The organism is Azospirillum mesophilum, from assembly GCF_053470405.2.
In genome coordinates, this window is sequence record NZ_JBPXMQ020000070.1 from 1 (window position 1) to 19255 (window position 19255).

The following is a 19255-nucleotide window of genomic DNA, read 5'->3' on the forward strand; positions in this document are numbered from 1 at the left end:
ATCTCTTCGGCGCCCCACTCCCCGCCGTCCGCATGGCCTGCGCCGAAGATCGCTGTGCCACCATTGCAACCGTCAAGAACGGCTTTCTTTGAATGGCCCTGCCTCCCGTGTGGCCCGCCCTTCCGCTTTGTGCTATAGGGCGGGCCGTCGGTCCAAGGATACTCCGTCGTCATGAGCAAGCGCCAATACACCCGCGCCGAGGTCAAGGAGCTGCTGTCCGCGCTGGAGCGGCAATGCCGCGAGGCGTCCAAACTCGCGCAGCTTGCCGAGCATGACGCGAGCAAGCACAGCTTCGGCGCCTACCGCGATTTCCGCGATAAGGTGGGCGAGTTCCAGGCGCTCGTCATCCTGATCGAGCAGCGCCTGCGCAACCTCGTCGACACCCGCTCCGACGACCTGCGGGACCAGTTCGAGCGGCTGGACACCGTCATGCTGGCCCTGCTGGTGCGCGCCAGCATGCGCTTCTTCTTCGTGCTGTCGGCCAACCCCATCCTGCCCATGGGTGCGCGCGAGATCTTCGTGGCGGAGCTGCGCAGTCTGCACGACGCGCACGAGAAGCTGAAGCGTCCGAACTACGCCGGCAAGCTGGGCGCCGACCTGGAGCGCGACCTGGAAACCGCCTCCCTGATTCTGGAGGAGATCATCGACAAGGCGCCGAGCCTGCTGAACTTCCGCGGCTGATAACACACAAATCGGTCCGGAGAAAAAGGCGGGCGGCGTCCATCGCAGGCGCCGCCCGTGTCCAGGGTCGAGGACTCGCTTCCTCCGTGGGGCGACCCATGCACAGGTGACCCACGCCCGGATGAACGTCCGACTCCGGATTCTCTTCCCGACGCAAAGGCGGTAGGACGCCACGAAGGCGCCGCACCCCGCCGCATCCCGCTGTTTGGACACACGGGCTTTCCGTGGAACCGGGCGGCCGGCCGGGTGGAAGGGGGGAGGATACATGCGCGCGATCGGGCTGGTGGCCGGGCTGGCGGCCGGGGCGGCACTGCTGGCGTCGGCGCCGGCGGATGCGGTTCCGTTCGACAGGGTGTTCGTGTTCGGCGACAGCCTGTCCGACACCGGCCGCGTTTACGAACTGACGCAGGGCCTGATTCCGAAGAGCCCGCCCTATTTCGATGGCCGCTTCTCCAACGGCCCGATCTGGGTGGAGCGGTTCGCCCCACTGGTCGGCGCCCTGCCCAACCAGCAGACCAACTACGCCTATGGCGGCGCGGAGACGGGGACACTGTCCCAGACCAACGTGCCGGGCGTGCTGGGGCAGGTCAGCCAATTCGCCCTGACCGGTCCCGGTGGACGCGGAGGCGGGATCTTCACCGTCTGGGCCGGCGGCAACGACTACTTCAACCGCGTCGCGGTCGGGTCGGACCCGGCGCCGCTGGTGGCGCAGACCGTTTCCAACATCGTGTCGGCGGTGGAGCGGCTGGCGGCGCTTGGCGGGCGGACCTTCCTGGTGCCCAATCTGCCGGACCTGGGCAGCGTGCCGGATACGGCGGGCTCTCCGCGCTCCGCGCTGCTGAACAGCGTCACCGCCGCCCACAACGCCCAGCTTCTGCAAGCCATGAACGCGCTGGAGCAGCGACTGGGCGTCAAGGTGGTGGTGGCCGACGTGAACACGCTCTACCGGGCGGTGGCGGCCAATCCGACGGCCTACGGCTTCACCAACGTCCTGACGCCCTGCATCACCAACAACCAAGCGACGGGCGCCTGCCCCAACGACGCGCAGGCCGACAAGACCGTCTATTGGGACGAGATTCACCCGACCCGCACCGCGCATCTGCTGATCGCCCAATACATGCAGGGGGCCGTCCTGGCGCTGAACGACGCGGCGGAGACGGTGGCGATGCAGCCGGAGCTGGCCTTCCAGATCACCCGCAGCTGGCACCACGCGATCCTCGGCTCCGTCATGGGCTCGACCCTGGGCTCGGCTTCGCGCTCCGGAGCGGAGCGGGTCGGGAACGGCGACCTGACGGCCTTCCTGATCGGCGACGCCTCCTGGGGGCGGCTGGCCGGAAACGAGCAGCAGGCGGGCTTCCGCTACGACACGCAGGTCGGCGGCGTCGGGGCGGAACTGGCGGTCAGCCCCTATGCCCGCGTCGGGTTGTCGGTGGGCGCGGCCCACGGCCATGCCAAGCTCGACCGCGGGGAGGGCGATGTGGACATGACCAGCAACATCATCGGCCTCCACGCCATCACCGAGGCGCAGGGCTTCAGCCTCGCCGTCGCCGGCAGCGTGTCCTTCGACCATTACGGCGACATCGACCGCAACACGGGCTTCGCGGTGTTCCCGACGGCCTCCGCTGATACGGACGGGCGCACCTACGCCTTCTCCGTCGCGGGCGGCTACACGGCGCATCTCGGCCGGGTGGCGCTGGGGCCGCGCGTCGGGCTGCGTTACCTACACACCGAAATCGACGAATATGCCGAGCGCGGCGCCGGCCCCCTGTCGCTGGGTGTTGAGCGGCAGAATGCCCAATCCTGGGAAAGCAGCCTGGGCATGGAGGCCACCACGAGTGTCGAGGTCGGCAACGCCGTGCTGGAGCCGAGCCTCGCCGTCGCCTGGGAGCACCACTTCGCCGAGGACGCGCGCAACGTGACGGTCATCCTGCCCGGCGGCGCCTCCAACACCGCCTACCCCAGCGGCATCGCCCGCAACACGTTCGTGGTGGGCGCCGGCCTGTCGGCTGCGCTGGGCGAGACCGTGACGGCGGCCATCGGTTACCGCGGCGAACTGTCCGGCGCCGACGGCCACAACCACGCCTTCACCGCGCGGGTGCGGATGCGGTTTTGAGCAGCCCCCGGCTTGACTGCATCGCCGCATTGTCCAATTATATGTACAATCAGCTGCGGCATGAGGCCCCCGATGACCATGATGACCTGCACCTATTCCGCCTTGCGCGAGAACCTGCGCGAGAAGCTGGATGAGGTCCATGAAACCCGCGTTCCGCTGCTGATCACGCGCCAGAACGGACCGGACGCGGTGCTTATGGACAAAGAGGAATATGATGGCCTTATGGAGACGTTGCATCTGCTGCGCTCTCCGGCCAACGCGGCCCGTCTCCTTCGCTCCATCGAGGCGGCCGACCGTGGGGCGTTGATCCAGCGCGACGTCGCGGAATGATCCTGCTGTGGACCGAAGACGCGTGGGACGATTACCTGCACTGGCAGGAGCATGACCCGGACATCGTCCAGCGGGTCAACGCTCTCATCAAGGACACCAAACGCAACCCGTTCAAGGGCATCGGAAAACCAGAGCCCCTGAAAGAAAGCCTCAAGGGCTGGTGGTCGCGCCGGATCACCGGAGAGCACCGGCTTGTGTACAGGGTGACGGGGACCGGGGCGGATCAACGGCTGGAAATCATCCAATGCCGGTTTCATTATTGATCGCCGCCTACGACCCCTTCACCACCCAGAAGGTCGCTGCGACAGCCCCTGCCGTTCCGTCCTTCCCGGCGCAGCCCGGACCGTAGGCGTAAAGCCCGTCCGGATAGCGGGCCTTCAGCCGTTCCAGCGCTTCTTTCGTGACGCGGTCCTGGGTGGTTCCGGACAGGCAGAACCATGTGCCGGCGGTGCCGGTGCCATAGGTCCAGGTCAGGCCCTTCAGCGGGGTCGGCAGCGTGCCGAAGGCGGGGAACAGGGCGGCTTCCCAGCCTTCGGCGGCGGGGATGGGGAGGCCGGCGGCCTGTCGGGCGCGGAAGGCGGATTCCAGCGACTGGAAGCCGGTGTCGGCGGTGTTGGTGGCCTTCACCCGCGCCTCGGTGTCGGCGCCGACATACTGGATGCCGCCGATGGTGACCGTCGCCGCCAGCGCCACCGCAACGACCGCTTGCAGCAGGTTCACAGCACCTCCTCCGTCCGCACGGCCGGGACTCCGACGCCGAAGCCCTGGGCCTCGCTGCCGAAGACGCGGCGGATCTCGGCGCCAGTGGTCAGGCCGGCGTGGAACTTGGCGACGGCGTCCTGAAGCATCGACGGCCAGCCGCGATGGCCCTTGGCGGCGGCCACCACGGCGGACGGGCTGTCGAAGGCCGCGCATTCGCTGACCACCGTGCGCCCGCCGTAGCCGGTCTCCCGGCAGTCCTCGCAGCCCGCACCCCGGCAGGCGGTGCAGGTGGTGCGGATCAGCGACTGCACCATCACGCAGCGGAGCTGGTTCTTGATGTCGTGCGGCGACACGCCCAGATGGCGCAGCCGGTCGATGGCGCCCTGGACGGAGCCGGTGTGCAGCGTGGTCAGCACCATGTGGCCGGTGTCGGCGGCGCGCACGGCGATCTTGGCGGTCTCCTCATCGCGCACCTCGCCCAGCACGATCACGTCTGGATCGGCCCGCATGAAGGTGCGCACGACCTGCGCGAAGTCCAGCGAGACCGCGTTGTTCACGCTGACCTGTCCGGCGTAGGCGACGCGGTATTCGACCGGATCCTCGATGCTGTAGACGGCCTTGCCCAGCCGGTCCATTTCGCGCACCGTGGCGGTCAGCGTGGTGGTCTTGCCCGAGCCGGTCGGCCCGCAGACGAGGCAGAGCCCGTGCCGCTGGTCCACGCTGCGCCGCCAGTCGCCCACCCGCGTGATTCCCAGCTTGTCGAGGATGGGCTGCACCCGCTCCGCGTCCAGGATGCGGACCACCAGGATCTCGCCTTCCACCGACGGCACGGTGGCGACGCGCAGGTCCACCGGGCGGCCGCGCAATTCGATGTCGAAGCGGCCTTCCTGGGGCAGGCGGCGCTCCGCCAGATCCATGGCGGCGCGGTCCTTGATCTGCGCGGCGATGGTTGCGTAGTGGTCCAGCACGCCCTCATACACCAGCGAGCGCACGCCGTGGACGCGGAAGAAGACGCTGTAGGACTTGCGGCGCGGCACGATGTGGATGTCCGACGCGCCGGCCTCCACCGCCTGGGACAGCAGGGCGTCCAGCCCCTCCGGGTCGCCGTCGGCCCGCTCGCCCCGGCGCACGCGGTCCAGGAAATCGTCGAAATGGTCGGGCACCCAGGCGACGAAATGCACCCGCTTGCCGGGGTAGTATCTCGCCACCACGCGGGCGGCGATCATCTCCTCGTGCAGGGTGGCGACGTGGACGCTGTCCTTGGTCTCGCCCGTCACGATGATGGCGTGCTTTTCCAGCAGGCGCAGCGGCACGGGCGTGGCCGCCACCGGCTCCGGCATGTGGTCGGCGGCCTCGTGGCGGGTCTGCGCCTCCTGGATGTCGGCGCGGGCGACGAAGCCGTTGCGCACGAGGATGGAACCCAGCGACTCCCCGGTCACGCGCTGCTCGGCCAGCGCCGCGTCCAGGATCGGCCGCGTCACCAGCCCCCGGTCCAGCAGATAGGCCGCCAGCTCCTCGCGGAGCGCGGTGGGGGGCTCCAGCGGTGCCGCCTGCGGTCTCATTGGCGGCAGGCCCAGTTGGCGCGGTTGGCGAGCGAGACGGCGCCGACCGCCGTGCCAGACCCCGACAGGTCGGCCGCTTGGCGGCGCGCCGGCTGGTTGAAGATCTCGCCGTGGGCGCATTTCGCGCCGGGTGCCACGGTGACCTGCGTGTTGGCGTCCGCCGCCACCCGCGCCCCGCCGAGGTCCAGCACCCCCGCCGCCTTCGGCCGCGCCGCCGCGGTGCCGAGTGCCGCCGCGCTCATCTCCAGGGCGCCATTCTCCAGCACCACGCCGAACTGCGTGTCGCTTTCCGTGGCGACGTCGGTGCGGTCGAGGATGGTCTGCCCGCCGCCGGAGCGGATGGCCGCCAGCGGTACGCCGCCGCGCCCCCGGACGTGCAGGCGCGGGCGCGCCTTCTCCGCCGCGAAGGTGACCGAGGCGCCGAGCGTGGAGGTCACCGCCGCGCGCCCGGTGCCTACGGCGGCGACCACGTCGGCATCGCGGAACAGCGCCTCGCCGCCGGCCACCTGCACCCCGTCGCCGCTGTTCGAGGCGAGGTTCAGGCTGCCGGACACGTCCAGATGCGCGTGCGCAACCTTCAGCGCCGGCCCGCTGGACACGGCGATGGCGTTGCTGCCGGCGAAGGTGACGCGGGTGCCGGGCATGGCCTCCACCGGCGTCTCGAACCCGACATTCTCGACCCGCAGGTCGTTGGGCAGGCGGAAGCTGGCCCCGGCCGGGCTGGAGGCCACGACCACCCCCGGCCCCTCGCCCTGGAGCACCACGCGCGCAGCGCGGCCGGCCCCCATGCCGGCGGCCAGCGAGTCGAGCAGCGCCGCCGGAACCTCGTGCCGGCCGGGGGCGAGGCGCAGGACCATGGTCGCCGGCTGCGTCGCCTGCCACAGTCCCAGCGCCGCCGTCAGCGTCATGGCGTTGGCGGGCGTGACGCCGCTGGCGTCGCCCTGCGAAGACGGAGCCACATGGCGGCGCACCGTCGCGGCCGCCGCGACGGCGGCGAGGTCGGCGGAGGCGCCGCGCGTGACCGCGACCACCGACCCGTTCGGCACGGTGAGCTGCCCGTCCTTGACGGTCAGCGACGCGCAGTCCGGCAGCTTGTCCGACCCGATGGCCGGCGCCAGGATCGCCGCCAGAACGCCGGCCTTGGCAACCTCCGGAGCCGGGGCAGGGGCGGAGACGGCGTAGGCGCGGGCTCCGGCGGCGCCCTCCTGCGGCCAGGGGGCGGTGGTGATGGTCGCCGACACCGCCGTTTCCGACGGTGCGAACACGCAATATCCGTAGGGCGCCCCCCAGGGCGTCTTGACGCCGGGCATCAGCCAGGTGGGGAGCAGGGTGTGCCCGTCGCTGCCCTCCTGCGGGGCGGGAGCGTAGAGCACGCCGTCGTTCTTCAGCGTGCGGAGGTTCGCCTCAACCAGCGCGGCGAGCTTGTGCATCTGCCCGGCGCTGCGCTGCGCCTGGGCCACCCGGTCGGACGACTGCACGAGCGTGAAGGCCGTGTAGCCCGTCGTCGCGACCAGCGAGATCGCCATGATGGTGATGAGGAGAAGTGAGACCATGAACCGCCGCCGCCCGTGCCCGCCGCTGACATGTGCCGTTGGCATCCGCCGTTTGCGGTACCCGAAACGGCTGTAGGCTAGCGCAGTTCGGGCGTCTCCCGCCCGGAAAAAAGATGGGACCGGTGATGATCGGGGCAGTGATAAGGAACGATCGAGGCCGGTCGAGCGTCGGCCGGGTCCGAACGACCCGTCCCGCGCACGCCGGCCGCCTCGGCTGTACCCTCCTTGGGGTGTCGTCGGAGCGGGGCGGCGGTGAAGCCGCCCCATCCAATACGAGCCTTCGGGAGCAAACCTGTTACTGGTGCTTGAAGAAAGCGATGTAGGTGTTGGCGTCGCCGACGCCGCCGGCGGTGAAGGTCGTATTGCCGGAGTTGCCGAAGGACAGGTTCGCGCCGCCCCAGGTGCCCGCCGTCTGCACGCAGAAGAAGCGGTAGTTGTAGGCCAGCGCGTCGAATTCGGCCTTCGTGGTGATGCCGGACAGAGTCACGTTGGTGGGGGCGCCGCCGCCTGGGGTGGGCAAGGGCTGGGCGGCCGCCGGGAACGTGGTCGAACTGGTGGTCAGACCCATAACGCCCGCAGCCTTCGCCATTTCCAGGCAGGCGTTGCCGCCCGTGCTTTTGTTCAGCAGCAAGGCAATGCCGGTGTTGGACGTTTCGGTGGCCGGCGCCGCGCCGCCACCGTTGGTGCTGCCCGAACCCCAGGTGTCGAGAACGTAAGCCGCGGCGCCGCCTTGCGACCACGCGACGGCTGTGGAGGGCGGGGTCGGAACGGCGGACAGGTAGTAAGGGGCCGAGGTCAGGCCGGTCGCGCCGGTGTAGGCCGGAAGGGCACCCGTCGTCGTGTTGCCGTCGTTGGACCAGATCGTCCAGGCCGAATCGATCTGCTCCATGGAGGCGATGATCTGCATCGCCTGAGCCTTGGCCGACGAAGTCGAATATGCGGCGCCGCCGTAATACAGGCCGGCGCTCGTCATGAAGACGCCGATCGCGACGGCGATGATCGATGCCAGAAGGTTGTACATGTCTCACTCCCAAAAGCTCGGTCGTCCGGGCGTACCGGTGGGAAGCCGTCCGGAAATCGACACCCGCCAGTTGACCCGGACTCGTCTTAACATCCAATGAATTAATGCTAAAGATACGCAGTGATGGCCGTCACAGGGTGGTCGCTCCTTGCGTGTGCGAAGAATTCGCCCCGCGCTAGGCAAGAATTTCTCTGTATCCTGAGGTTGCGTAGGCAGATTTTGCCCACCGGGACTGTCCGGGTTGCGCGGCGGTGATGACGCGGCCGGGTCTCATTCGAAAAATGCGCTTGATCCGGGGGTGCCCGCGACCCGGCGGGCTCCGGACCGGCAAATTTTTCCCAGCGCGACCCGGTGTGGTTTTGTGGCGCGGCATAGTGCCGCACTTGCCGTGCGGCCGTTGGAATCCGGTGGGTATTCTCACCGGCGATGCCCGTCGTCCCCGCCGGTTTTCCTGTGGCGTCCGGCCGCGCGCCGTTGGAGAATTGCCGGGGCGGGCACCCAACCGGCCGCCCGACCGAACAAAAAGCCCGACCGAACAAGAAGAATGGGAGGAACCTCATGCCCTACAAGCACATCCTCGTGCATCTCGATTCCGGCCCGCAGGTGGAAGCGCGCCTGGACGCCGCCATCACGTTGGCCAAGCAGCAGGGGGCCTTCGTGCGCGGTCTCTTCGCGCAGGCCGACCGCATCGCCAGCAGCGTCATCGCCCGGCGGTCCAGCGAGCATCTGGAGCAGGCAGCCGCGCGCAGCGAGGCGTTGTTCCGGGACAAGCTCCAGGGTTCCGGCCTGCAAAGCCAGTGGCACTCGTTGGGGCACGGCGAATACAACCACGTGATCCGCGAGACCATCATCTGGTCCCGCTTCGCCGACCTGACGGTTCTGGGCCAGTACGACCGCAACGCCGGCGACGGCGCGGCGCCGGAGGAACTGAACGAGCAGGTGGTGCTGAACTCCGGCCGGCCGGTGCTGGTGCTGCCCTTCGCCGGCCAGTTTCCGGTGATCGGCAAGCGCGTCGCCATCGCCTGGAACGCCGAGCGGGAAGCCGCCCGCGCGTTGGCCGACGCCATGCCGCTGCTCCAGTCCGCCAGCGAGGTGACGGTCATCACCGTGCTGACCCAGGCCTCACCCTCCAACGCGGTGGAACCGCAACGCATCGGGGTGCTGGACCATCTGGCGCTGCACGGCATCAAGGCGCAGCAGACCCATTTCACCGTGTCGGACATCGGCGCGATGGACGCGCTGCTCGCCCGCACCATGGACGCCGGGGCCGACCTGCTGGTGATGGGCGCGCACGGCCATTACGGCTTCCCGTTCCTGCATCGCGGCGGCGGGACGCGCCACGTCCTGCGCACCTGCCCGGTGCCGCTGCTGCTGTCGCACTGACGGGAGCGGGGCCGGAAGCGGAGCCGGAAGTGGGAAATCTGCGGCTGGGCGAGGCTTCGCGCGTCGCCCAGCCGGAACGGGTCACTTCTTCGGATAATGCCCGCTGATCTCGGCGTGCAGCGGCTTGGTGTCCTCGAACATCTTCTGCTGTTCGGGGGTGGCTTCCTTCTGGTGCTTGGCCTTCCACTCCGAATAGGGCATGCCGTAGACGGCGATGCGCGCCTCCTCGTCGGTCAGTGGGACCCCGCGCTCCTTGGCGGCGGCGGCGTACCATTTGGACAGGCAGTTGCGGCAGAAGCCGGCGAGGTTCATCAGGTCGATGTTCTGCACGTCGGTGCGCTTGCGCAGATGCTCGACCAGGCCGCGGAAGGCGGCGGCCTCCAGTTCGATGCGGGTTTTCTCGTCCATCTTGGTTTCCTCTCAAGTCATCGTTCGTTGTCGTGCAGCGTGACGAAGCGGCCGAAGGGGTGGAAGGCCCGCGACGAGCCGCCGTCGAGGATCACCCGCGCCACCGCCTCCCGGTCCTGGACCACGAATCCGGCCAGGGATTCGAGCCCGTAGCGGAACAGCCGCCCGGTCAGCGGCGTGCCCGGCCCGATCATCGCGACCCGCACGCCGGCCGCGGCGGACAGCAGGCGCGGCAGGCTGCGGTTGGCGAGGGTGGAGGAGGTGATCGCCGCCCCCTCCGCCCCCGGCAGCAGCCACTCCGCCGCCGCCGCCGGATACTCGCCGGGGCGTGGGTTCATCTCCACCACCTGGGCGTCGGGCAGGCGATTGGCGATCTGCGGGAAGGCGCCGATCACCACCACGCGGCCGTCCATCCCGGTGAAGAGGTCGAGGCCGTTGGCGGTGCCGCCCTCCAGCCCGGCGCGGTTATAGTGGGCGTTCATCGCGGCGATGCCGATGGCCGCCTCCAGCGGGTCCCAGGAGCGGGCGGCCTGCGCGGCGAGCGCCGTGAGGCTCGTCCCGGCCCAGCGCTCCGGCGGCGGGATCTCCGCCCCGGCGCTGGCCGAGGGGCGGGCGGCGAGGCCGGCGCCCGCGTCGGCTTCCACCATGATCCACTTGGCGCCGATGATGACGCGCCGGACCTCCGCCTCCTCCACGCCCAGCAGCAGGTCGTCGTAGAGCCGGTGCGCCCCCCACCAGCGCCACAGCGCGTCCTCGTCCGGGGAGAGCAGGGCGGTGTAGCCGCCGGTGAAGCTCTGCCATTCGTTCAGGAAGCGGCTGCCCACGCTGGTCAGCACGGGAATGCCCTCGGCGATGCCGGCCAGCAGCTCGTCGGCAAGGCCTTTGCCGTGCGCCTCCAGTCCGGCGAACTTGTTGACCACCAGAAGGTCGGCGCGCTCGTCGATGGCGCGGCGCAGCGCCTGGCTGGCCTCCGCCACGCCCGAGGGGTCGACCCGGCAGGATTGCGATGCCCGCCCCAGGTTCTGGGAGATGCCGAAGGCCCGGCCGGTGGCGACGTCCACCAGCTCCATCCGGTCCGCGCAGTCGTCCAGCGCGCCGTAGTTCCGCTGCACGACGCCGCCCACGCGGAAGCCGCGCCGCTTCAGCTCCGTCACGAAGCGGTCGATCAGGTCGTCCACGGCGGCCGAACCGGGGCCGTGGATCACCGCACCGGGGCGCAGCGGCGGGGCAACCGCGGGACGCAGGGTCGGCATGGGGTCGGCCTCCTTCATGGCGGGCGGGGTGGCTGGCGGGGGCGGACAGGTCACTGGCCGGCCGCACCCCGGCGGATGTGGTAGACGAACACCTCGCCGCGCGTTTCGTGCGCGAGCAGCTCGTTGTCGGTCGTGTTGCAGAAGTGCTTGAAGTCGATGATCGACGCCGGGTCGGTGGAGTAGACGATCACCTCCTCGCCGACGGCCATCTTGTCCAGCAGGGCGCGCGTCCGCAGGATGGGAAGCGGGCAGTGGAGCCCCTTCACGTCGAGTTCCTTTGCCGCCACGGCCGACACCTTTCCTTTGCCTTTCGAACGATGGTCGGCTGGGACTGTAGCGGGTTCGCGGCTCCGCCTCCACAGTTCCGCTCCGGCACCTTTGGCGGAGCACGGTGTTTAGCCAGGGGAGAGCAGGTTCGAACGAGGCGGGAGAGGAACACCCATGGCCCAACAGTTTCGCGAGACGCGGCCTCTCGACAAGGTGGTGGTCATCACCGGCGCCTCCAGCGGGATCGGCCGCGCCACCGCCGTGGCCTTCGCCCGGCGCGGCGCGGCGGTGGTTCTGGCGGCCCGGCGCCACGCGGCGCTGCACGAGGTCGCGGAGGAATGCGTGGAGGCCGGCGGGCGGGCCATGGTCGTGCCGACCGACGTCCGCGACCAGGGGCAGATGACCCGGCTGGCCCGGCGCGCCATCGACGCCTTCGGCGGCATCGACCTGTGGGTGAACAACGCCGGCGTCATCACCTTCGGCCGCTTCGAGGAGACGCCCCAGGACGTCTTCGAGGAGATCATGCGCACCAACTTCTTCGGCACCGCCAACGGCTGCCGGGCGGTGCTGCCGCATTTCCTCGACCGGGGGGAGGGGACGATCGTCAACGTCTCCTCCATGGCCTCGACCGTCGGGCAGCGCTACACCACCGCCTACGTCGCCAGCAAATTCGCCATCCGCGGCTTTTCCGAGACGCTGCGGCAGGAGCTGGTGGAGGAACCGGGCATCCATGTCTGCACGGTGATGCCCGGCCCCATCGACACGCCGCTGTGGCAGCACGCCGCCAATTACACAGGCCGCGCCATCAAGGCCATGACCCCGCTCTACCCGCCGGAGCAGGTGGCCGACACCATCGTATCACTCGCCGAGCAGCCCCGGCGCGACGTGTTCGTCGGCAACGTCGGGCGGGTCGCCGCCTTCCAGCACGCCGTGGCCCCCGGCATGACGGAGCGGGTGTTGGCCCATATGGTCGACCGCAACATGTTCGAGAACCGCCCGGCCCGCGACACCGCGGGCGCGGTGCTGGACCCCATGCCGGAATACCACGAGGCGCGCGGCGGCTGGATGGAGCGCACAGGCTCCGGCGCCGGTCTGCTCGGCGGCTGGCGCGGCGAGGGGGCTGGGCACCGGGGCAGGCGGGGCATCTCCTGGACCAACCTTGCGCTGTTTCTGCTGCCCATCGGCCTGATGAGCGGCCTGCCCAGCGACGTCTGGGACCGCGCCCGCCACGCGCATGACCACGCGCATTGACCCTGCGCGTTGAAGGGGGTGTGAACGGCAAAAGGCCCGGCGGAGCATCCGTTCCGCCGGGCCTTTTCGCGTTTCCGGGCGAGCGTCCCGGTTCAGGCTCCGCCGATTCCCTCGGTGAACGTCTCGCCGGTCTTGGGGTCGATGTCCTCGCCCGTTCCCGGCGTGCCGGGGGCGGCCTCGTCCCGTTTGCCGACCGGCTTCTGGCTGTCCGGATCGTAGCTGCGCGGGGGATGGGTGCCGGTGTCGGCCGGTTTCATCTTGTCGCTCATGCGCCACCTCTCTGGAAGGTTCTGCGTCCCTTCCGCCAACAGGAGCGGCGCGGCAACCTCACGCGGCAACCTCAAACGGGTGGAACGCTTTTGTCCTGCGAGCAGCGTCACTGGGGCCGGATGCCCTCCGCCTCCCGCCATTCCTTCAACAGCGCCTGACGGCGGCGCGGGTAGCGGGACTCCGTCAGGGTCAGCCCCAGGATGCGGTCGGTGCGGAAATGCCGGATGGCGCCACGCATCTCGCACCACGCGACCAGCACGCGCGTCTTGTCGAAGAAGCCCAGCGCGAAGGGCCAGACGACGCGCCGGCTTTCCGCCGATCCCTTGTCCCGGTAACGGAGGTCGAGCTTGCGCTCCGTCCGGATCGCCTGCCGGATGGTGGCCACGTCGGCATCCCCGGCGGCGATCGGCTCCCCCGGCCCGACGAGCAGCGCCGAAGCGTCGAGGTCGTTGCGCAGGTCGGCCGGCAGCACCGCCGCGATCTTGGCGAGCGCGTTGCGCCCGGCGGCGGCCAGCCGCCCGTCCCCGCGCTCCGCCACCCAGCGCGAGCCGAGCACCAGCGCCTCGATCTCCTCCTCGGAGAACATCAGCGGCGGCAGCATGAAGCCCGGCTGGAGGACATAGCCGACCCCCGGCTCCCCATCGATCCGCGCCCCTTGCGCCTGGAGCGTGGCGATGTCCCGGTACAGGGTGCGCAGGCTGACGCCGAGTTCGTCCGCGAGCGAGCGCCCGCTCACCGGCCGCCGGTGGCGTCGCAGAATTTGAAGCAGATCGAGAAGGCGTTCGGCGCGCGACACGGGCGGGGCATCCTGGAGGGAGCGCGCAGTCTATCACCGGCCGGCGGCATTCTTCGAGATTCCGTTGCCCGATCGGGCGCGCGGCGGAGGTCGCCGGCTCGGCGCCCTGGTGTGTCTCAAAACTGCTCCTTGATCCGCCCGGCTTTCCGATGCCCCTGTAGCAGGGAAACCTTGGCAGGGGAGCCGGCGGCCATGGTCACCGCATTGTGATCTTGAAAGAAGGGCAGAGATGAAGGGCGAGAACAGCGAGATTACTATGGTGCGTATGTTGGGAAACATTGCCGTCGCGGCGGTTGCGGCGGCGCTGGCAACTGCGTGCACCGATGTGAAGGAGAGCCTTCCTTCGCGCACCGCTACCGAGCAGCTCTTGATTTCTTCCGCGGCAGACAACGCCGCCGGAAAGCTGAAGCTTGACCTGTCCGCGGAGAAGAAGGCCTTTGTCGACGTCAGCAACTTCGACGGGCCGGACGCGCGCTATGCGGCCAGCGCCATCAAGGAGTCGTTCCTTCGCCAGGGTCTCCGCCTGACGAGCGACAAGGGCGACGCCGACACCATCATCGAAATCAGGCTCGGCGCCCTGTCGGTGGACCAGAGCAAAACCGTTCTCGGAATACCGGCGATCACGCTTCCCGGAGCGGTGACCCTGCCCGAGGCGTCCGTGTACAGTTCGACCGAAAATCAGGCGGTCGCGAAATTTTCTGCCTTTGCGTACGACAACAAGTCCGGCGCGCTGGTGGCGTCCACCGAACCGGCTTACGGGCTTTCCGGAGAGCGGAGCTACCGAGCCATGTCGGTGTTCTCCTGGCGAACGACACCCCAATACGCCTTCCAACATGACCCCCAACATGACCCCCAGTACGCGGAAGACACGAAATAGACGCGCGGCCCGCGGCCTTCAGCCGTGGTCGAGTTGGTCGAGAATGGCCTGCGCCTGGTCCAGCAGCGCGTCGCGCACCAGGGTGTATTGCGCGACCGCCGCGCGGGCCTGTTCGATCATCCGCTCCGCGGCGGCGATCCGTTGCTCAATGGCTTCGACGTCCTTTTCGATGAGCTTCAGCGCGTCGCGGGCCTTTTCCTCGTCCGTCGCGTTCATGGTCATCCCCCCCCTTTGTGAGCGGCTTCGTGAGCGCCTTCCGCGTTCACCGGGCGGTGCTGCCACAAGCATCCGCCGGATGGACGAGATGGAGGCTGCGATCTCGGGACACGGAATCAACGCCGGTTTGCTGATTGCGGTTGCGCGGGCCGCCATCGACCTTTTGGGTCCCGTTTTGTGTCCCATCGGGCGGATACCGACGACGAAGTGTTAGGGTGTTCGCGGCGTGACGCCGATGTTGCCCGAAACAACGAGGATTTGGGGGCCGCAGATGCCGGAAGGTGCCTTGGTTTCGCGTCAGACGAACGCTTGCGCTCTGCTGAGCCCGGCCGAATACGACACGCTCGTCCAGGCGGCGAGAGAATATCTGGCGGCCCAGGGCGCGTTGATGACCCTGATGTCGACCCTCGGAAGCACCATTGAGAAGGGCATCGCGACGCTTCCCGACGGGATCAAGGACGAGATCATGACCAAGGTGCGGGAGGCGCTGGAGTATGCCCAGCGGGTCTCCCTGACCGGCATGGACAAGGACGTCGGCCGCGAAGCGTCGAAAGGGCTGTACGGTTTGGCGGCCGCGGCGGCCGGCGGCGTCAGCGGCTTTTTCGGTCTGCCCGCGATCCTTGTGGAGTTGCCGGCCACGACGGTCACCATTCTGAGAGCCATCGCCGACGTCGCCCGCTCGAAAGGGGCCGATCTGGACGATGCCGGTGTTCAGGCGACGTGCATTGAAACCTTCGCCTATGGCGGTCCCCTCGACGACGACGATGATGCCGATCTCGCCTTCTTCGCGGCGCGCGTCGGGGCGACCGAGCTTGCCGAGGTCGTTGCCAAGGTCGCCGTGCGCTATGCGGGCGTCGTTCTTCCGAAGGTTGCCCTGCAGGCCGTTCCCATCACCGGTGCCGTCCTGGGTGCCGGCCTCAACTGGTCCTACATGCGCTTCTACCAGGCGATGGCGAGCGTCCTGTTCACGCTCCGGCCCATCGAGCTGACGCATGACCGCGATCAGGTGCGCTCGTGCTTCAGCTCGATCGTGCGGGAGCTCAGGCAGCAGGAGGCCAACGTGTCGCGCGCATCCTGAGCGGGCGGGTCAGTGGCTGAACCCGCCCCTGGCCATGGCGAGGTGATGCGCCTGATGATGGCTGCCCTGGGCCATGAGGCCGATGAAACCGAGCGCCCGGATGTGCGCCGTTTCCTTCGGGTCCGCCGCGGTTACGGTCAGCGCCACGCCGTTCGCCGTCGGCTCCGCCTTGGCGGTCCAGCCGTTCACGCCGTCGATCTCGTGGGTGTGGGCCGGGACCATGCGCCGGATCGCCTCCAGGGTGCGCCCGTCGCCGGTGACCTCGTAGCGCGCACCGCCGTCCACGGGGGTCGCCGTGGCCTTCGCGTTCAGGGTCAGCTCGTTCATGTCGACAAGGTGCTGGCGCAACGCCTCGATGTCCACCTTGGACCAGTCCGTGGCCGGGTCCGCCTCCAGGATGCGGACGATTTCCTGGATGGTGCCGAAGGCGTCCTGGCCCGGCATCGTCGGAACCCCGCCGGAGGGCAGCGCCGATGCCCCGGCATGATGGGCGGCATGGTGCCCGGCATGTTGGCTGGCGTGGTCCATTGGCGTGGTGGGGGGCATCGCGGTCTGGGCGTGCGCAACGGCCGCCCCAAGGGTGGCGGCGAAGGCAAGGGCAGTGATGGCGGTGTGGATCGACATCGGGTCCTCCTGGCGAGCGATTTCCATTGACCATAGCCGGGCTCGGTGTGCAGCGATATGATTGCAATCATAAGCGGGGCACAAGCCGGGTTTTCGGAACGAGGGTGGCCTTGGGCATCAAGGGAGCAGGCGCGTGGGTTGGGCTCGTCGCGCCAGACCGTCTTTCCTGTCGGCGACTGGAACCGGGAGAGGCGCTGTTCCGGCAGGGAGACACCACCGTGGCGGTGTACCGTGTCGACAGCGGGCGGGTACGGCTCGTCCGCCACCTCGACGATGGGACGTCGGTGGCCCTGCACGTCGCCCGCGACGGCGAGACCTTCGCCGAGGCCGCTTTGTGGGCTGACGCCTACCACTGCGACGGCGTGGCCGAGGCGCCGTCCAGGGTCACGGTGATCCCGAAGGCGGACCTGCTCCGCGCCCTGGAGGATGATCCCCAGGCGGCGCTCGCCTTGGCCCGTGGGCTCGCCGCGCACGTTCGCGACCTGCGGACTCGGCTGGAACTGCGGAACATCCGGTCGGCGCCCGCGCGGATCATGGCGTGGCTCAGGCTTCAGGCATCCGGCGATCCGCCGACCTTGCGGCTCGACCGCCCCTGGACGGAGGTCGCCGCCGAGATCGGCCTGACGCACGAGGCCATCTACCGGGCGCTGGCCACCCTGGAACGCGCGGGGCGGATTGTCCGGGAGAATGGGACGGTGACGCTTCCCGCCGAGTCCCAGCGGCCCCCGTGACGAGCCGGGTTCATCACCGCACCGGAACCCGTAGGCCTGCCTCCGGTTTGCTTGGCAAGGTGCCGTTCGGCCCCGTGCAGCGCGCCACAGCCTCCGGTGGCCCGAACCAGACGGATTGTTACATATGTGGCCAAGCAGGAATTGCAGGTTTTCAAGCTTTTGCTCACGTGCAAACAGATGCGATCTATCTGGTTCACCCCACTGGAAGTTTAACTACAATGAAAGCTGATCAAAAATATACATGAGAGGCGCGGATCGCGCATATAAAATACCAATCATCCTGATGGAGTAACTGCGTTATCGTGTGACAAATGGAATGGAGCTCCCAGGCAGTGATTTCACGACAACTTCATTCTCTCCGAAAGCTCCGAAAGCTAGAGAATTGTCGTTATAAGCAGCGGTTGTAACTGCCGCGTATATCTTGGCTACATCGGAGCAGCGCGCATGGAACAGTCTGCTCTCTGACTTTGTGGAATGTGAGTTGACAAATCCTGACCCCATTCCCCCTACATCTATGATCTTTCCGGTAGCACCTATCAAATCAAACTTGAATGTTATAGAATTTGCGTCGTAGCTTGATTGATTTTCAATCTCAAAGTTTATTTCACATATTGTTTCAATTCTCTGAAACATCGCCGTAACGCCCAGCCCAACAGAAAATGTTTGCTTCTTTTCTTTTGGTGCCTCTGCCTTTTTCGATGATGTTTCGCTGCTATTCAGGCGCGCTGCTCCAGTACCCGGAGCGGATGTCATATGGCTTTCCACAGAGGCTGGCACCTGCACATCCGATGTCTGCAATCTGAGAACAGACAAAACAAGCGCAGCAAACCCACAGAGTGGAAGCGCGCTGGCGAGAACAACTCGGCGGATTTTTCCCGCTACTTCCTTTCGAGATGCTTTAACGCCAGAACTATCGACAGCGTCGCGGCCCACTGAACCCGCCGCATTTAACGTGATCGCTTCCCGAGCCTCATACGATCCTTCTTTGTCGTTGAATACCTCAACTCCAACCTTCACAGTTCCTGAGCTAACCGCAATTCTGCGAACAACTTCGGCGGCATGCTCCATAGATGGAACGTCAACCACTAGCTGACAGTTGCCGTCTTTAACGCGCAGAACATAGGAAACATTAACAAAATCTAATGGCATAGCTTGTTTCACTGCGCCAGCTCTCCAGCCTCATCGCTTTCATTCGAATACAAGTCGATAAATTTCAGAACTGACAACCGTTTGCCTCCGTGCCCCGCCCTTTGGCTTCCTAATGGGCCGTACCAGTCGGTCCGGTACGTATGCAATCAGGCGCAGCCTACAGGATGCCTCGAGTCTGCCGACGTACAAACGATACCATCCGCCTGGGGCATCCCACCAGTGGATCGCATGACATTGCTCATCGGTGGCTCCTCCGTCCGGCCGTGACCGGGGAGCGACCGAACTTCTTCCGCGCCCCTTCCATCAAGCTGAAAATCAGATCGATATGATCTGAATTATGCGTTGGCTCATGTCGGGAAGCGGGGTGGTGAGTGGCGGCGTGATGACGAGCGGCGGAGGGGATTGAGGTGAGTATCGTTTTCGGTCCTGGTGCTCGCGATGCCGTCGCCCCTTCTGGTGAACCTGACGTCCCTGCTCGATGACGCCAAGTGCTACGCGCTGGTGCGCCGGCATCGCTGGCCCGATGGTGTGCGCTGCCCGCACTGCGCCAGTGCGTTGGTGGCCCGCCATGGCTTCGACGACACCCACCGCGCGCGCCAGCGGTATCGCTGCAAGGCCTGTCAGTCCCGCTTCGACGACCTGACCGGCACGGTGCTGGCCGGCCACCACCAGCCGCTGCGCGTCTGGGTGCTGTGCCTGTATCTGATGGGCTTGAACCTGTCGAACCGGCAGATCGCCCAGGAACTGGACTTGGCGGCGAGCGACATGCAGGCGATGACCGAGCCGTTGCGCGCCGGCTTGGCCGCCAAGGCGCCGCCCCCGCCGCTGAACGGCACGGTCGAGATCGACGAGGTCTACGTCGCCGCCTGGCATAAGGGCCAACCGGTCGCAGTCGCCAAAAGGGGCGCTCGGGACGGCGCCGCCGGCTGAAGGGCGAGCGCGGCCGCGGCACGCTGGCGAAGGACAAGCCGCCCATCCTCGGCCTGATCC

22 protein-coding genes are annotated in these 19255 nt (G+C 67.8%); 10 read left to right on the plus strand and 12 right to left on the minus strand.

Features of this window, described 5'->3' with window-relative positions:
- The first annotated feature begins 171 nt into the window (after nucleotides 1-171).
- The 4 genes from ACSVC7_RS31290 (at nucleotide 172) to ACSVC7_RS31305 (ending at nucleotide 3387) form a co-directional block, all read left to right on the plus strand.
- Nucleotides 172-681, plus strand: coding sequence for a hypothetical protein (locus ACSVC7_RS31290; protein ID WP_448208452.1), 510 nt, complete (start codon nucleotides 172-174; stop codon nucleotides 679-681).
- 265 nt (nucleotides 682-946) lie between these two features.
- Entirely contained in the window at nucleotides 947-2794 is a 1848-nt protein-coding gene (locus tag ACSVC7_RS31295; RefSeq protein WP_448208451.1) for an autotransporter domain-containing protein, read from the plus strand.
- Nucleotides 2795-2866: 72 nt separating this feature from the next.
- Complete coding sequence (locus ACSVC7_RS31300; RefSeq protein ID WP_448208450.1) at nucleotides 2867-3124, plus strand: type II toxin-antitoxin system Phd/YefM family antitoxin; 258 nt, start codon at nucleotides 2867-2869, stop codon at nucleotides 3122-3124.
- Nucleotides 3121-3387, plus strand: coding sequence for a Txe/YoeB family addiction module toxin (locus tag ACSVC7_RS31305; protein ID WP_448208449.1), 267 nt, complete (start codon nucleotides 3121-3123; stop codon nucleotides 3385-3387). Before ACSVC7_RS31300 ends, ACSVC7_RS31305 begins: the two co-directional genes overlap by 4 nt.
- Before the next feature lie 7 nt (nucleotides 3388-3394).
- On the opposite strand, the gene ACSVC7_RS31310 is transcribed toward ACSVC7_RS31305, so the two are convergent.
- The 4 genes from ACSVC7_RS31310 to ACSVC7_RS31325 form a co-directional block, all read right to left on the minus strand.
- Nucleotides 3395-3844: a hypothetical protein gene (locus tag ACSVC7_RS31310; RefSeq protein ID WP_448208448.1), complete on the minus strand. Its 450-nt coding sequence runs from the start codon at nucleotides 3842-3844 to the stop codon at nucleotides 3395-3397.
- On the minus strand, nucleotides 3841-5388 hold the full coding sequence (locus ACSVC7_RS31315) for a GspE/PulE family protein (RefSeq protein ID WP_448208447.1): 1548 nt from the start codon (nucleotides 5386-5388) through the stop codon (nucleotides 3841-3843). The genes ACSVC7_RS31310 and ACSVC7_RS31315 overlap by 4 nt, the downstream gene beginning before the upstream one ends.
- A complete protein-coding gene (locus ACSVC7_RS31320; RefSeq protein ID WP_483509067.1) occupies nucleotides 5385-6941 on the minus strand; it encodes a hypothetical protein in 1557 nt (518 codons plus the stop codon). Before ACSVC7_RS31320 ends, ACSVC7_RS31315 begins: the two co-directional genes overlap by 4 nt.
- A gap of 295 nt (nucleotides 6942-7236) precedes the next feature.
- Nucleotides 7237-7962, minus strand: coding sequence for a hypothetical protein (locus tag ACSVC7_RS31325; RefSeq protein WP_448208446.1), 726 nt, complete (start codon nucleotides 7960-7962; stop codon nucleotides 7237-7239).
- Nucleotides 7963-8520: 558 nt separating this feature from the next.
- Between ACSVC7_RS31325 and ACSVC7_RS31330 the strand changes: the two genes are divergently transcribed.
- Nucleotides 8521-9345, plus strand: coding sequence for a universal stress protein (locus ACSVC7_RS31330; protein WP_448208445.1), 825 nt, complete (start codon nucleotides 8521-8523; stop codon nucleotides 9343-9345).
- 81 nt (nucleotides 9346-9426) lie between these two features.
- Here ACSVC7_RS31330 and ACSVC7_RS31335 read toward each other — a convergent pair whose 3' ends face one another.
- Genes ACSVC7_RS31335 through ACSVC7_RS31345 form a run of 3 tightly spaced genes read right to left on the minus strand, consistent with a single transcriptional unit; the run spans nucleotide 9427 to nucleotide 11293 of the window.
- Nucleotides 9427-9753, minus strand: coding sequence for a DUF1244 domain-containing protein (locus ACSVC7_RS31335; protein WP_448208444.1), 327 nt, complete (start codon nucleotides 9751-9753; stop codon nucleotides 9427-9429).
- 17 nt (nucleotides 9754-9770) lie between these two features.
- Complete coding sequence (locus ACSVC7_RS31340) at nucleotides 9771-11006, minus strand: DUF2478 domain-containing protein (protein ID WP_448208443.1); 1236 nt, start codon at nucleotides 11004-11006, stop codon at nucleotides 9771-9773.
- A 50-nt stretch (nucleotides 11007-11056) separates the two neighbouring features.
- Nucleotides 11057-11293, minus strand: a complete 237-nt coding sequence (locus tag ACSVC7_RS31345; RefSeq protein WP_448208442.1) for a sulfurtransferase TusA family protein — start codon at nucleotides 11291-11293, stop codon at nucleotides 11057-11059.
- Nucleotides 11294-11447: 154 nt separating this feature from the next.
- Between ACSVC7_RS31345 and ACSVC7_RS31350 the strand changes: the two genes are divergently transcribed.
- Entirely contained in the window at nucleotides 11448-12524 is a 1077-nt protein-coding gene (locus ACSVC7_RS31350) for an SDR family oxidoreductase (protein WP_448208441.1), read from the plus strand.
- A 92-nt stretch (nucleotides 12525-12616) separates the two neighbouring features.
- Here the strand turns inward: ACSVC7_RS31350 and ACSVC7_RS31355 are convergent, their stop codons facing one another.
- Both ACSVC7_RS31355 and ACSVC7_RS31360 read right to left on the minus strand, forming a co-directional pair.
- A complete protein-coding gene (locus tag ACSVC7_RS31355) occupies nucleotides 12617-12793 on the minus strand; it encodes a hypothetical protein (protein WP_448208440.1) in 177 nt (58 codons plus the stop codon).
- A 107-nt stretch (nucleotides 12794-12900) separates the two neighbouring features.
- Complete coding sequence (locus ACSVC7_RS31360; protein ID WP_448208439.1) at nucleotides 12901-13590, minus strand: helix-turn-helix transcriptional regulator; 690 nt, start codon at nucleotides 13588-13590, stop codon at nucleotides 12901-12903.
- A gap of 229 nt (nucleotides 13591-13819) precedes the next feature.
- On the opposite strand from ACSVC7_RS31360, the gene ACSVC7_RS31365 reads away from it, so the two are divergent.
- Entirely contained in the window at nucleotides 13820-14467 is a 648-nt protein-coding gene (locus ACSVC7_RS31365) for a DUF6655 family protein (protein WP_448208438.1), read from the plus strand.
- A gap of 18 nt (nucleotides 14468-14485) precedes the next feature.
- Here the strand turns inward: ACSVC7_RS31365 and ACSVC7_RS31370 are convergent, their stop codons facing one another.
- Nucleotides 14486-14683: a hypothetical protein gene (locus ACSVC7_RS31370; RefSeq protein ID WP_448208437.1), complete on the minus strand. Its 198-nt coding sequence runs from the start codon at nucleotides 14681-14683 to the stop codon at nucleotides 14486-14488.
- Between the two features lie 271 nt (nucleotides 14684-14954).
- On the opposite strand from ACSVC7_RS31370, the gene ACSVC7_RS31375 reads away from it, so the two are divergent.
- A complete protein-coding gene (locus ACSVC7_RS31375) occupies nucleotides 14955-15761 on the plus strand; it encodes an EcsC family protein (RefSeq protein WP_448208436.1) in 807 nt (268 codons plus the stop codon).
- Nucleotides 15762-15770: 9 nt separating this feature from the next.
- Here the strand turns inward: ACSVC7_RS31375 and ACSVC7_RS31380 are convergent, their stop codons facing one another.
- Complete coding sequence (locus ACSVC7_RS31380; RefSeq protein ID WP_448208435.1) at nucleotides 15771-16385, minus strand: hypothetical protein; 615 nt, start codon at nucleotides 16383-16385, stop codon at nucleotides 15771-15773.
- A 104-nt stretch (nucleotides 16386-16489) separates the two neighbouring features.
- Here ACSVC7_RS31380 and ACSVC7_RS31385 point away from each other — a divergent pair, with 104 nt between their 5' ends.
- On the plus strand, nucleotides 16490-17116 hold the full coding sequence (locus ACSVC7_RS31385) for a Crp/Fnr family transcriptional regulator (protein WP_483509071.1): 627 nt from the start codon (nucleotides 16490-16492) through the stop codon (nucleotides 17114-17116).
- Between the two features lie 297 nt (nucleotides 17117-17413).
- Here the strand turns inward: ACSVC7_RS31385 and ACSVC7_RS31390 are convergent, their stop codons facing one another.
- Complete coding sequence (locus tag ACSVC7_RS31390) at nucleotides 17414-18277, minus strand: hypothetical protein (RefSeq protein ID WP_448208433.1); 864 nt, start codon at nucleotides 18275-18277, stop codon at nucleotides 17414-17416.
- A gap of 426 nt (nucleotides 18278-18703) precedes the next feature.
- On the opposite strand from ACSVC7_RS31390, the gene ACSVC7_RS31395 reads away from it, so the two are divergent.
- The gene (locus tag ACSVC7_RS31395) at nucleotides 18704-19195 is read left to right on the plus strand and encodes a transposase (protein WP_448208432.1); all 492 of its coding nucleotides are present in this window, start codon (nucleotides 18704-18706) and stop codon (nucleotides 19193-19195) included.
- The last annotated feature ends 60 nt before the right edge of the window (nucleotides 19196-19255 follow it).

Excerpts from the sequence above, each read along its gene's own strand:
- ACSVC7_RS31290 (WP_448208452.1), top strand. The coding sequence starts at position 172 with ATGAGCAAGCGCCAATACACCCGCGCCGAGGTCAAGGAGCTGCTGTCC.
- ACSVC7_RS31295 (WP_448208451.1), top strand. The coding sequence starts at position 947 with ATGCGCGCGATCGGGCTGGTGGCCGGGCTGGCGGCCGGGGCGGCACTG.
- ACSVC7_RS31300 (WP_448208450.1), top strand. The coding sequence starts at position 2,867 with ATGACCATGATGACCTGCACCTATTCCGCCTTGCGCGAGAACCTGCGC.
- ACSVC7_RS31305 (WP_448208449.1), top strand. The coding sequence starts at position 3,121 with ATGATCCTGCTGTGGACCGAAGACGCGTGGGACGATTACCTGCACTGG.
- ACSVC7_RS31315 (WP_448208447.1), bottom strand. The coding sequence starts at position 5,388 with ATGAGACCGCAGGCGGCACCGCTGGAGCCCCCCACCGCGCTCCGCGAG.
- ACSVC7_RS31320 (WP_483509067.1), bottom strand. The coding sequence starts at position 6,941 with ATGGTCTCACTTCTCCTCATCACCATCATGGCGATCTCGCTGGTCGCG.
- ACSVC7_RS31325 (WP_448208446.1), bottom strand. The coding sequence starts at position 7,962 with ATGTACAACCTTCTGGCATCGATCATCGCCGTCGCGATCGGCGTCTTC.
- ACSVC7_RS31330 (WP_448208445.1), top strand. The coding sequence starts at position 8,521 with ATGCCCTACAAGCACATCCTCGTGCATCTCGATTCCGGCCCGCAGGTG.
- ACSVC7_RS31335 (WP_448208444.1), bottom strand. The coding sequence starts at position 9,753 with ATGGACGAGAAAACCCGCATCGAACTGGAGGCCGCCGCCTTCCGCGGC.
- ACSVC7_RS31340 (WP_448208443.1), bottom strand. The coding sequence starts at position 11,006 with ATGCCGACCCTGCGTCCCGCGGTTGCCCCGCCGCTGCGCCCCGGTGCG.
- ACSVC7_RS31350 (WP_448208441.1), top strand. The coding sequence starts at position 11,448 with ATGGCCCAACAGTTTCGCGAGACGCGGCCTCTCGACAAGGTGGTGGTC.
- ACSVC7_RS31355 (WP_448208440.1), bottom strand. The coding sequence starts at position 12,793 with ATGAGCGACAAGATGAAACCGGCCGACACCGGCACCCATCCCCCGCGC.
- ACSVC7_RS31365 (WP_448208438.1), top strand. The coding sequence starts at position 13,820 with ATGAAGGGCGAGAACAGCGAGATTACTATGGTGCGTATGTTGGGAAAC.
- ACSVC7_RS31370 (WP_448208437.1), bottom strand. The coding sequence starts at position 14,683 with ATGAACGCGACGGACGAGGAAAAGGCCCGCGACGCGCTGAAGCTCATC.
- ACSVC7_RS31375 (WP_448208436.1), top strand. The coding sequence starts at position 14,955 with ATGCCGGAAGGTGCCTTGGTTTCGCGTCAGACGAACGCTTGCGCTCTG.
- ACSVC7_RS31380 (WP_448208435.1), bottom strand. The coding sequence starts at position 16,385 with ATGTCGATCCACACCGCCATCACTGCCCTTGCCTTCGCCGCCACCCTT.
- ACSVC7_RS31395 (WP_448208432.1), top strand. The coding sequence starts at position 18,704 with ATGCCGTCGCCCCTTCTGGTGAACCTGACGTCCCTGCTCGATGACGCC.